Here is a 10,967-nt window from a genome sequence, read left to right as displayed (position 1 = left end):
GTGCGTGTTCGTGTTGACCGGCGAGGGGAAATCCATCTGCGCGGGCGGCGATCTGGCGTGGATGCAGCAACAGATGGCGGCGGATGCCGAAACCCGGTTCACCTAGACGCGCAAATTGGCGCCGGCGCTGCAAAAACTGAACACCTTGCCCAAGCCGCTGATCGGGCGGGTGCAGGGACAGGCCTTTGGCGGCGGCATCGGCATGATGTGCGTCTGCGATGTGGCGATTGGCGTTTCGGGGGCCAGGTTCGGCCTGACCGAAACCCGGCTGGGCCTGATCCCGGCCACCATCGGCCCCTATGTCATGGCCCGCATGGGCGAGGCGCGCGCGCGGCGGGTGTTCCTGTCGGCGCGGGTGTTCGATGCGGACGAGGCCCGCGATCTGGACCTGCTGGCCCGCGTCGTCGCGCCCGAAGATCTGGACGCGGCGATCGAGGCCGAAGTCACCCCCTATCTGGCCTGCGCGCCGGGGGCGGTCGCAGCGGCCAAGGCCCAGCTGCGAATGCTGGGCGCCCCGATCGATGCGGCGGTGATCGACCGCTCGATCCGGCAATTGACCGACCGCTGGCAGACCGCCGAGGCGCAAGAGGGGATCAGTGCGTTTTTCGACAAGCGAAAACCCGACTGGCAGCGTGACTGACCGCTGAACCGCCAGAGAACGGCCAACAGCCGGGCAGGTGACTCGGGTTCGGGCGGGTAAATACGCCAAGTTTCGTCAAATATTCGGCACACAAATGTATGCCAAATCGCTCTTTCGGCGCTAACAAAGGCCCAACCAGGCACCACGCTTGGTTGACCCGGCAGAATGCCCAGAGTAAACCAAGCGAAAAGATGACAGGCGCCGCCGAGTCCGGCCGACAGAGGGAGAACCGTCTTGGATGAATTGCTGAGAGAGTATCTGCCAATCATCATTTTCCTGGCTATGGCCGTCGGATTGGGGCTGGTGCTGATTCTGGCCGCCGTCGTTCTGGCCGTTCGCAATCCCGATCCTGAGAAGACGTCGGCCTATGAATGCGGCTTTAACGCCTTCGACGACGCCCGGATGAAATTCGACATTCGCTTCTATCTTGTGTCGATCCTGTTCATCATCTTCGATCTTGAGATTGCCTTTCTGTTCCCCTGGGCCGTGTCCTTTGGGGATATGAGCAGCCTGGGATTTTGGTCGATGATGGTATTCCTTGCCGTGCTGACCATCGGCTTTGCCTATGAGTGGAAAAAAGGAGCCCTGGAATGGGAGTGAGCACCACCGCCAACACCGCCGGTGTTGACCGCGAACACAGCGTTCAGGTTCTCAACAAAGAGCTTCAGGACAAGGGCTTTCTGCTGACCTCGACCGAGGACATCATCAACTGGGCCCGCACCGGGTCGCTGCACTGGATGACCTTCGGCCTGGCCTGCTGCGCCGTCGAGATGATGCACACCGCCATGCCGCGCTATGACGTCGAGCGGTATGGCTTTGCCCCGCGCGCCAGCCCGCGCCAGTCGGACGTGATGATCGTCGCCGGCACGCTGACCAACAAGATGGCCCCGGCGCTGCGCAAGGTTTACGACCAGATGCCCGAGCCGCGGTATGTGATCTCGATGGGCTCCTGCGCCAATGGCGGCGGTTACTATCATTATTCCTATTCCGTTGTGCGGGGCTGTGACCGGGTTGTTCCGGTTGACATCTATGTGCCGGGCTGTCCTCCGACCGCCGAAGCGCTGGTCTATGGCATCCTGCAACTGCAACGCAAAATTCGCCGCACCGGCACGATCGCGAGGTAAGCCATGAACGAGGCCCTGAACGAGCTTGGCACCCATATCAGCCTGAAGCGCCCGAACGCGGTGCTGGCTTACGGGATTGCCCATGACGAACTGACGGTCGACGTGACGCTGGCAGGGCTGGTCGATCTGGTTGAATTCCTGAAAACCGACGCGACCTGCCGGTTCTCGACGCTGGTGGATATCACCGCTGTCGATCACCCGGCCCGCGAGGCCCGGTTTGATGTCGTCTATCACTTCCTGTCGATGTATCAGAACCATCGCGTGCGCCTGAAAGTGGCGGTCCGCGAGGACGAGATGGTGCCCTCGATCGTCGAGGTCCATCCCTGCGCCAACTGGTTCGAACGCGAAGTCTTTGACATGTTCGGCATTCTGTTCTCGGGTCATCCCGACCTGCGGCGCCTGCTGACCGATTATGGCTTCCGCGGCCATCCGCTGCGCAAGGATTTCCCGACCACCGGCTATACCGAAGTGCGGTATGACGAAAAGCAAAAGCGCGTCGTCTATGAACCCGTCAGTCTGGTGCAGGAATACCGCCAGTTCGATTTCATGTCGCCGTGGGAAGGTGCGGAATATATCCTGCCCGGTGACGAAAAGACCGGCGCATAAGGGCAAATACAGGTGACAAAAACCGTGCATATGCTGGGGAAAACCCACCCGACGCCAGCGGATGATCCGCGCGGCGTTGCGGGCTGTGCCGGGGCCGGTCGCCTTAATACTGACATAACTGAAGCATATGATTTTCGGGCTGTGGGGCGTTTGAACTGGATGGCCCAAATGGCCGATGTCGTCCGCCTGTTGACCGGGATGCGCGCCGCCCAAGTTCGGGCCGGTGCGCTGCAGTCATGTGTTTCCAAAATTTCTGAAGTGCTTGCGGCCAGCCTGGGCCAGAGTCCCGTCCAGTGGGACGCAAACAGGGTAGGGGTGTAACATGATGGACGGTAATTTCGACGACGCGCTGACCGGCGAACAGAAGATCCGCAATTTCAACATTAACTTCGGCCCGCAGCACCCTGCGGCGCACGGCGTGTTGCGGATGGTTCTGGAACTGGACGGCGAGATCGTCGAACGCGCAGACCCGCATATCGGCCTGCTGCATCGCGGCACCGAAAAGCTGATGGAAAGCCGCACCTATCTGCAAAACCTGCCCTATCTGGATCGTCTGGATTACGTGGCGCCGATGAACCAGGAACATGCCTGGTGTCTGGCGATCGAAAGGCTGACCGGCACCGTGGTGCCGCGCCGCGCGTCGCTGATCCGGGTGCTGTATTCCGAGATCGGCCGTATTCTGAACCACCTGCTGAACGTCACCACTCAGGCGATGGACGTTGGCGCCCTGACCCCGCCGCTGTGGGGCTTTGAAGAGCGTGAAAAGCTGATGGTGTTCTACGAGCGCGCCTGTGGCGCCCGCCTGCACGCGGCCTATTTCCGCCCCGGTGGTGTGCATCAGGACCTGCCGCCCGATCTGATCGACGATATCGACCAGTGGGCCGACGAATTCCCGGAAATCCTGAACGACATCGACGGTCTGCTGACCGAGAACCGGATTTTCAAACAGCGGAACGCCGATATCGGCATCATCACCGAACAGGACATTCTGGACTGGGGCTATTCCGGCGTGATGGTGCGCGGCTCGGGTCTGGCATGGGATTTGCGCCGTGCGCAGCCCTATGAATGCTATGACGAGTTCGACTTCCAGATCCCGATCGGCAAGAACGGCGATTGCTATGACCGCTATCTGGTCCGCATGGAAGAAATGCGCCAGTCGCTGAGCATCATCAAACAGGCCATTGCCAAGCTGCGCGTTGAAAAAGGCGATGTGCTGGCCCGTGGCAAGCTGACGCCGCCGAAACGCGGCGAAATGAAAACTTCGATGGAGGCCTTGATCCATCACTTCAAACTCTACACCGAAGGGTTCCACGTTCCGGCTGGCGAAATTTACGCCGCCGTCGAGGCCCCGAAAGGCGAGTTTGGCGTTTATATGGTTTCGGATGGCAGCAACAAACCCTACCGCGCCAAGCTGCGCGCGCCGGGCTTTCCGCATCTGCAATCCATGGATTACGTGGCAAAAGGCCACCAGCTGGCGGACGTTTCCGCAATCATCGGCACGATGGACATCGTGTTCGGAGAGATTGACCGCTGATGCGCGGCGTCGCTGGCATAACGACTTCTGGGTGGGGACCCATCGGATCAGGGCAATGTGCCTCTGGTCCATTCAACGCGACCGGATTTCAAGCCGGGCGCAACGGAGACGGACCCATGAAAACCATCCTCAAGACCGCCCTTATCTGTTCGGCCTTTCTGGCCGTTCCCGCCTTTGCGCAGGACACGACTACGACTGCAACCACCACCGAACCTTACATCCCGACCGAAGAAGAGCTTCAGACGGTGCGTGAGGCTTTGACCACGGTTGGCTGCACGGTCAATAGCGACGATCTGGCCCTCCAGGTAGAAGCGCTGACCGGTTATGACGAGCTTTCTCTGGAATCCATCGTCGACCACCTGCGTATTTATCATGAAATCGTCGATGCCTCTTCGAGTGAAGGCGGCATTACCCTAGTGTCGGGAGATTGTGCCGTCTAATGCTCCGCCGTCTGCATCATGAACAACCCGAAAGCTTTGCTTTCACCCCGGCCAACCAGGCCTGGGCCGAAGCTCAGATGACCAAATACCCCGAAGGCCGCCAGGCCAGCGCGATCATTCCGCTGCTCTGGCGCGCCCAGGAACAAGAGGGGTGGCTGACCCGTCCGGCAATCGAATACGTGGCGAACATGCTTGGCATGGCCTATATTCGGGCGCTTGAGGTCGCGACCTTCTATTTCATGTTCCAACTTCAGCCGACCGGTTCGGTCGCGCATGTTCAGATCTGCGGCACCACGTCGTGCATGATCTGCGGGGCAGAGGATCTGATCGGGGTCTGTAAGGAGAAAATCGCCGACCAGCCGTTCGTGCTGTCGGCCGATGGCAAATTCACCTGGGAAGAGGTGGAATGCCTGGGCGCTTGCGCGAATGCTCCGATGGCGCAGATTGGCAAGGACTATTACGAAGACCTGACCGCCGAGAAACTGGTGGAAATTCTGGACCGTCTGGCGGCCGGCGATGTGCCGGTGCCCGGCCCGCAGAATGGCCGCTTTGCCTCGGAACCGCTGTCCGGGCTGACCAGCCTGAAAGAATTCGACAGTGGCCACAAACAGTATAACGCCTCGGCGCAGCTGGCTGTGGATCTGGGCGAAACCGTCAAGCGCATCGACGGCACCGAAGTGCCGCTGGTAACGCCGTGGCTGACCGGCAAGGGCGGCGCGACTGCCGTGGCTGAAAAGCCCGTCAAAGCCGCCGCGCCGAAACCGGCTGCTGCGCCTGCTGCTGCCGCGCCTGCGGCTGCACCGGCCGAGGGCACACGCCCGGCCGGTCTGGACGCGGCGCGCGACAGCGGGGCCGATGATCTGAAACAGATCAAAGGTGTCGGTCCGGCGCTGGAGAAACTGCTGAACAGCCTTGGTTTCTATCATTTCGATCAGGTCGCATCCTGGACCGCCGATGAGGTGGCCTGGGTCGATGAAAACCTGACCGGCTTTAAAGGTCGTGTGTCGCGCGATGGCTGGGTCGATCAGGCGAAAACCCTGGCTGCCGGTGGCGAGACCGAGTTTTCGAACCGTGTGAAAAAAGGTGACGTATACTGAGCCATAAAGGCCAGGGAGTGGGGGACGAAACGTGACAGCCTCTTGGGGACGACGGGATTACCCGACCCAGGTGATCCGGACCGCTTTGCGGACCGGTGGGCTGACACTGTCGCCGCTGCCTGAAACCGAGGCTGCGGAATGACAAGTGTGGGACAGATGACCAGCGATCAAGACCGTAAACAACAGGCGCAGGCGCGCCAGGGCCGCATGGTGGCCTTGGTGATGGCCGGCACTGTGTTGGTCTGGATGGCGGCTCAGTGGCTTGGCGGGGAATTGGGCCTGCCGGCACGCTATGCCTTTCTGTTCGACTTTGCCGCGCTGGCCGCTCTGTTGTGGGCGCTGGTGGTGACATATCAGATCTGGCGGAACAGCCGGGAGAATTGAGGGTAAGCTATGCTGAAGGACGAAGACCGTATCTTCACCAATCTCTACGGGATGCACGAACGCACGCTGGCTGGCGCGCGTAAGCGTGGCCATTGGGATGTCACCGCCAATATCATCAAGAAAGGCCGCGATTGGATCGTCGACGAGATGAAATCCAGCGGTCTGCGTGGCCGTGGCGGCGCCGGTTTCCCGACCGGCCTGAAATGGTCCTTCATGCCCAAGGAATCCGACGGCCGCCCGCATTATCTGGTGGTGAACGCCGATGAATCCGAGCCCGGCACCTGTAAAGACCGCGAAATCATGCGCCACGATCCGCACACGCTGATCGAAGGCTGCCTGATCGCGTCTTTCGCCATGGGCGCTCATGCCTGTTACATCTACCTGCGCGGCGAATATATCCGCGAGCGCGAGGCGCTGCAGGCCGCAGTGGACGAGGCATATGATGTCGGTCTTCTGGGCAAGAACGCGGCTGGTTCGGGCTGGGATTTCGACCTCTATCTGCACCACGGCGCCGGCGCCTATATCTGCGGCGAGGAAACTGCGCTGCTGGAAAGCCTTGAAGGCCGCAAGGGCATGCCGCGGATGAAACCGCCGTTCCCGGCGGGTGCGGGTCTGTATGGCGCGCCGACCACGGTAAACAACGTTGAATCGATCGCGGTGGTTCCGACCATCCTGCGCCGTGGCGGCGCGTGGTTCTCCAGCTTTGGCCGCCCGAACAACGCCGGCACCAAGCTGTTCGCGATCTCGGGCCATGTGAACAACCCCTGCGTCGTCGAAGAAGAGATGTCGATCACCTTTGAAGAGCTGATCGAACGTCACTGCGGCGGCATTCGCGGCGGCTGGGACAACCTGAAAGCGGTTATTCCGGGCGGTTCGTCGGTTCCGATGATCCCCGGCGGGCAGATGCGCGAAGCGATCATGGATTTCGATTACCTGCGGGAACAGCGTTCGGGCCTTGGCACCGCCGCCGTGATCGTCATGGACAACTCGACCGATGTGATCAAGGCGATCTGGCGGCTGTCGAAATTCTATAAGCACGAAAGCTGTGGCCAGTGCACCCCGTGCCGCGAAGGCACCGGCTGGATGATGCGGGTCATGGATCGTCTGGTGAAGGGCGAGGCCGAGCCGGAAGAGATCGACATGCTGCTCAGCGTGACCAAACAGGTCGAAGGCCACACCATCTGCGCCCTTGGCGATGCGGCGGCCTGGCCGATCCAGGGTCTGATCCGTCACTTCCGTGGCGAAATCGAAGACCGCATCAAGCACAAGCGCGTCACGGCGGTGGCTGCGGAATAAGGACGTATCATGGGGGCGAAGGGCGCATATGTGACGACGGACCAGCGGGACTTTGCCGCCGGTTGCGGGCGTTATTGCATATCAGCCGCGTTCGCCCATCTCCTTTCGTTGAAAGGAGATTTCGCATGAAACATCTGAAAACCCTGCCGTTTGTCGCCGGTCTGGCACTTGTTGCCTCGACCACGGGCGGCGCGGCCTCGGCCAATGGCCTGCGCGAAATGCAAGCGATCAACGACGGTCTGACCGTCATCGCCGCCGGCGATCTGATCCAGAAGAACTGTGAGACCATCAAACCCCGGCTTTTCCGGGCCTACAGCTATGCCAAAGAGCTGGAGTTCGAGGCCAAGCAAGCCGGGTTTACCGATGACGAGATCGAGGACTATGTGAGCAGCAAAGAGGACCGCAAGCGCGTGAAAAGCGTGGCGTTCGACTATTTGCTGTCGCAGGGGCTCGATCCCCAACAGCCAGCCTCTTACTGCACGGTGGGGTTGGCGGAAATTGAACGGAACAGCCAGATCGGCGTCCTGCTGAAAGCGAAGTGAGAGCCAATGTCGGACCTGCGTAAGATTAATATTGACGGCAAAGAGGTTGAGGTCGAAGGGGCCATGACCATCCTTCAGGCCTGCGAAGTGGCCGGGGTCGAAGTGCCGCGCTTCTGTTATCACGAGCGTCTGTCGATTGCCGGCAACTGTCGCATGTGTCTGGTCGAGGTCGTGGGCGGCCCGCCGAAACCCGCCGCCTCGTGCGCGATGCAGGTCCGCGATCTGCGCCCGGGGCCGGAAGGTCAGGCCCCGGTCGTCAAGACCAACTCGCCCATGGTCAAGAAGGCCCGCGAAGGCGTGATGGAATTCCTGCTGATCAACCACCCGCTGGATTGCCCGATCTGCGATCAGGGCGGCGAGTGCGATCTTCAGGATCAGGCGATGGCGTATGGCGTCGATTTCAGCCGCTACCGCGAGCCCAAGCGCGCCTCTGAGGATCTGAACCTCGGGCCGCTTGTCGCCACCACCATGACCCGCTGCATCAGCTGCACCCGCTGCGTGCGCTTTACCACCGAAATCGCCGGCATCACCCAGATGGGCCAGACCGGCCGCGGTGAAGACAGCGAGATCACCAGCTATCTGAACCAGACGCTGGACAGCAACATGCAGGGCAACATCATCGACCTGTGCCCGGTCGGTGCGCTGACCAGCAAACCCTATGCCTTCACCGCCCGCCCGTGGGAGCTGACCAAGACCGAAACCATCGACGTGATGGATGCGCTTGGCAGCAACATCCGCGTCGATACCAAGGGCCGCGAAGTCAAACGCATCATGCCGCGCAACCATGACGGCGTGAACGAGGAATGGATTTCCGACAAATCGCGGTTCGTCTGGGACGGCCTGCGTCGTCAGCGTCTGGACACCCCCTATATCCGTGAGAACGGCAAGCTGCGCAAAGCGGGCTGGGACGAGGCGCTGACCGCCGCCGCCGCCGCGATGAAGGGCAAGAAAGTGTCCGGCCTGATCGGTGATCTGGTCCCGGTCGAGGCCGCCTTTGCGCTGAAACAGCTGGTGACCGGTCTGGGTGGCTCGGTCGAATGCCGCACCGATGGCGCCAAGCTGCCGGTCGATATTCGCGCTGCCTATGCTGGCAATGCCGCGATCGAAGACATCGACGCTGCCAAAGCGATCTATCTGATCGGCACCGATCCGCGTGTTGAATCCCCGGTTCTGAACGCCCGCATTCGCAAGGCCTGGATGGCTGGCGCGGATGTGCATGTGGTCGGCAACCCCGGCGATCTGACCTATAGCGTCACCAAGCACGGTGTAGGCCGCGAGGCCCTCAGCAAGCTGGTCACCGAGGCCACCAAGACCGAAAACGCCATGGTCATCATCGGGCAGGGCGCGATCAGCGAAGGCGATGGCGAGGCGGTTCTGGGTCAGGCGATGCAACTGGCCGACAAGATGGGCGCGGGCTTCCTTGTGTTGCACACCGCCGCTGGCCGGGTTGGCGCGATGGATATCGGCGCTGTGACCGCTGGTGGGATCGACGCCGCCGTCAAAGAGGCCGAAGTGATCTATAACCTTGGCGCCGACGAGATCGACATCGCCGCAGGCGCTTTCGTGATCTATCAGGGCAGCCATGGTGATCGCGGCGCACACCGCGCCGACATCATCCTGCCGGGCGCCGCCTATACCGAAGAGCAGGGCCTGTTCGTCAACACCGAGGGCCGCCCGCAACTGGCGCTGCGCGCCAGCTTCCCGCCGGGCGAGGCCAAGGAAAACTGGGCGATCCTGCGCGCGCTGAGCGCTGAACTGGGCGCCACGCTGGCCTATGACAGCATCGCGCAACTGCGTCAGGCGCTGGTCGCCGAGGTGCCGCATCTGGCCGCCATCGACGAGGTTCCGGCCAATGACTGGCAACTGCTTCCGGCTGTCGCGCTGAAAAGCGGCGACTTCCGGTCGGCGGTTCAGGATTTCTATCTGACCAACCCGATCGCGCGTGCCTCGGCCCTGATGGCCGAACTCAGCGCCAATGCAAAAGCCCGCGCGCAAGCGCCGGTCGCAGCCGAGTAAGGGTCTGAAAAGAAATGCAAACTGGCCTTTTCCCTCTGATGCTGCTGGCCCTTGCGGGCGGTGCGGCGGGCTGTGTGCCCGAGGGGCAGGGCATGTCAGCGCAAAGCGCGTTCAAGCCGTCCTATATGGGCGTCGAGACGCGGCTTCTGGACAGCGATCTGGTGAATTTCGTGGTTCAGATGCAGGGCGCGCGCGGACAAGACGACGTGGCAAACTATGCCGAATGTGCCGCTGCACAATACACGCTGATCCGGGGCTACGGATTTGCGCGTCATGTGCGCACAAATGTGGCACAAGAGGGTGGCGTTTGGCGGGCAGATGCTGTTTACACCATCTCGCCGGCATTGCCGCGCGGAGTGCAGACGATCGACGCGGAAGTGGTCGTTGCTCACTGCACGAATGAAGGGATACCGACGGTCTGAGGGTATGAGGCAAAATGGCTGATTTTCTAAACACTGGCTTGGGAACTTTCGTGCTGATCGCGGCGCAGGGTCTGCTGATCATCGCGTTTGTGATGCTGTCGCTTCTGTTCCTCGTTTACGGCGACCGGAAGATCTGGGCGGCGGTGCAGATGCGCAAAGGCCCGAACGTTGTCGGCGCTTTTGGTCTGCTGCAATCGGTGGCGGATGCGCTGAAATACGTCGTCAAAGAGGTGATCGTTCCGGCAGGCGCCGACAAATCGGTGTTCTTTCTGGCGCCGATCCTGTCGTTCGTTCTGGCGGTTCTGGCCTGGGCGGTGATCCCGTTCAATGACGGCTGGGTTCTGGCGGATATCAACGTGGCGATCCTGTTCGTGTTCGCGGTATCCTCGCTTGAGGTTTACGGCGTGATCATGGGCGGCTGGGCCTCGAACTCGAAATACCCGTTCCTTGGCTCGCTGCGCTCGGCGGCACAGATGATTTCCTACGAAGTCAGCATTGGCCTGATCATCATCGGGGTGATCCTGTCGACCGGCTCGCTGAACTTTGGCGACATCGTGCGCGCGCAAGACGGCAATCTGGGCCTGTTCAACTGGTATTGGCTGCCGCACCTGCCGATGGTCGTGCTATTCTTTGTCTCGGCTCTGGCAGAAACCAACCGCCCGCCGTTCGATCTGCCCGAGGCTGAATCGGAACTGGTCGCGGGCTTTATGGTCGAATATTCCTCGACACCCTACCTGCTGTTCATGGCCGGTGAATACATCGCCATCTTCCTGATGTGCGCGCTGATTTCGTTGCTGTTCTTCGGGGGCTGGCTGTCGCCGATCCCGGGCCTGCCGGATGGCGTGCTGTGGATGGTGGCGAAGATG

General features: G+C 61.2%; 12 protein-coding genes and 1 pseudogene. All 13 read left to right on the top strand.

The genetic code is table 11. From position 1 onward, the window contains the following. Nucleotides 1-640: pseudogene (locus ABYW26_RS04520) on the top strand (enoyl-CoA hydratase-related protein); the annotation flags it as partial. Nucleotides 641-874: 234 nt separating this feature from the next. Next, nucleotides 875-1,240 (top strand): NADH-quinone oxidoreductase subunit A, encoded by a 366-nt coding sequence (locus ABYW26_RS04515; RefSeq protein WP_372603600.1) that lies wholly within the window; start codon nt 875-877, stop codon nt 1,238-1,240. Then, on the top strand, nt 1,231-1,764 hold the full coding sequence (locus ABYW26_RS04510; RefSeq protein WP_372603599.1) for an NADH-quinone oxidoreductase subunit B family protein: 534 nt from the start codon (nt 1,231-1,233) through the stop codon (nt 1,762-1,764). The genes ABYW26_RS04515 and ABYW26_RS04510 overlap by 10 nt, the downstream gene beginning before the upstream one ends. Before the next feature lie 3 nt (nt 1,765-1,767). After that, on the top strand, nt 1,768-2,370 hold the full coding sequence (locus tag ABYW26_RS04505) for an NADH-quinone oxidoreductase subunit C (protein WP_372603598.1): 603 nt from the start codon (nt 1,768-1,770) through the stop codon (nt 2,368-2,370). Between the two features lie 325 nt (nt 2,371-2,695). After that, entirely contained in the window at nt 2,696-3,904 is a 1,209-nt protein-coding gene (locus tag ABYW26_RS04500; protein WP_372603601.1) for an NADH-quinone oxidoreductase subunit D, read from the top strand. A gap of 116 nt (nt 3,905-4,020) precedes the next feature. After that, complete coding sequence (locus ABYW26_RS04495; RefSeq protein ID WP_372603597.1) at nt 4,021-4,344, top strand: hypothetical protein; 324 nt, start codon at nt 4,021-4,023, stop codon at nt 4,342-4,344. Beyond that, nucleotides 4,344-5,441 (top strand): NADH-quinone oxidoreductase subunit NuoE, encoded by a 1,098-nt coding sequence (nuoE, locus tag ABYW26_RS04490; RefSeq protein ID WP_372603596.1) that lies wholly within the window; start codon nt 4,344-4,346, stop codon nt 5,439-5,441. The genes ABYW26_RS04495 and nuoE overlap by 1 nt, the downstream gene beginning before the upstream one ends. A gap of 156 nt (nt 5,442-5,597) precedes the next feature. Continuing rightward, entirely contained in the window at nt 5,598-5,825 is a 228-nt protein-coding gene (locus ABYW26_RS04485) for a DUF5337 family protein (RefSeq protein WP_372603595.1), read from the top strand. Between the two features lie 9 nt (nt 5,826-5,834). Further along, entirely contained in the window at nt 5,835-7,121 is a 1,287-nt protein-coding gene (gene nuoF, locus ABYW26_RS04480; protein ID WP_372603594.1) for an NADH-quinone oxidoreductase subunit NuoF, read from the top strand. Between the two features lie 125 nt (nt 7,122-7,246). Next, nucleotides 7,247-7,663 (top strand): DUF5333 domain-containing protein, encoded by a 417-nt coding sequence (locus tag ABYW26_RS04475; RefSeq protein ID WP_372603593.1) that lies wholly within the window; start codon nt 7,247-7,249, stop codon nt 7,661-7,663. Between the two features lie 6 nt (nt 7,664-7,669). Beyond that, complete coding sequence (gene nuoG / locus ABYW26_RS04470) at nt 7,670-9,679, top strand: NADH-quinone oxidoreductase subunit NuoG (RefSeq protein WP_372603592.1); 2,010 nt, start codon at nt 7,670-7,672, stop codon at nt 9,677-9,679. Between the two features lie 14 nt (nt 9,680-9,693). Next, complete coding sequence (locus tag ABYW26_RS04465) at nt 9,694-10,101, top strand: hypothetical protein (RefSeq protein ID WP_372603591.1); 408 nt, start codon at nt 9,694-9,696, stop codon at nt 10,099-10,101. Nucleotides 10,102-10,115: 14 nt separating this feature from the next. After that, on the top strand, nt 10,116-10,967 hold an 852-nt coding region (gene nuoH / locus ABYW26_RS04460; RefSeq protein WP_372603590.1), incomplete at its 3' end, for an NADH-quinone oxidoreductase subunit NuoH.

It is taken from the genome of Actibacterium sp. (assembly GCF_041584535.1).
Classification (GTDB): domain Bacteria; phylum Pseudomonadota; class Alphaproteobacteria; order Rhodobacterales; family Rhodobacteraceae; genus Actibacterium_D.
This window is presented reverse-complemented; position numbering and strand designations above follow the sequence as displayed.

Coding starts and splice junctions, on each gene's coding strand:
- ABYW26_RS04510 (WP_372603599.1), top strand. CDS start 1,231: ATGGGAGTGAGCACCACCGCCAACACCGCCGGTGTTGACCGCGAACAC.
- ABYW26_RS04505 (WP_372603598.1), top strand. CDS start 1,768: ATGAACGAGGCCCTGAACGAGCTTGGCACCCATATCAGCCTGAAGCGC.
- ABYW26_RS04500 (WP_372603601.1), top strand. CDS start 2,696: ATGGACGGTAATTTCGACGACGCGCTGACCGGCGAACAGAAGATCCGC.
- ABYW26_RS04495 (WP_372603597.1), top strand. CDS start 4,021: ATGAAAACCATCCTCAAGACCGCCCTTATCTGTTCGGCCTTTCTGGCC.
- nuoE (WP_372603596.1), top strand. CDS start 4,344: ATGCTCCGCCGTCTGCATCATGAACAACCCGAAAGCTTTGCTTTCACC.
- ABYW26_RS04485 (WP_372603595.1), top strand. CDS start 5,598: ATGACCAGCGATCAAGACCGTAAACAACAGGCGCAGGCGCGCCAGGGC.
- nuoF (WP_372603594.1), top strand. CDS start 5,835: ATGCTGAAGGACGAAGACCGTATCTTCACCAATCTCTACGGGATGCAC.
- ABYW26_RS04475 (WP_372603593.1), top strand. CDS start 7,247: ATGAAACATCTGAAAACCCTGCCGTTTGTCGCCGGTCTGGCACTTGTT.
- nuoG (WP_372603592.1), top strand. CDS start 7,670: ATGTCGGACCTGCGTAAGATTAATATTGACGGCAAAGAGGTTGAGGTC.
- ABYW26_RS04465 (WP_372603591.1), top strand. CDS start 9,694: ATGCAAACTGGCCTTTTCCCTCTGATGCTGCTGGCCCTTGCGGGCGGT.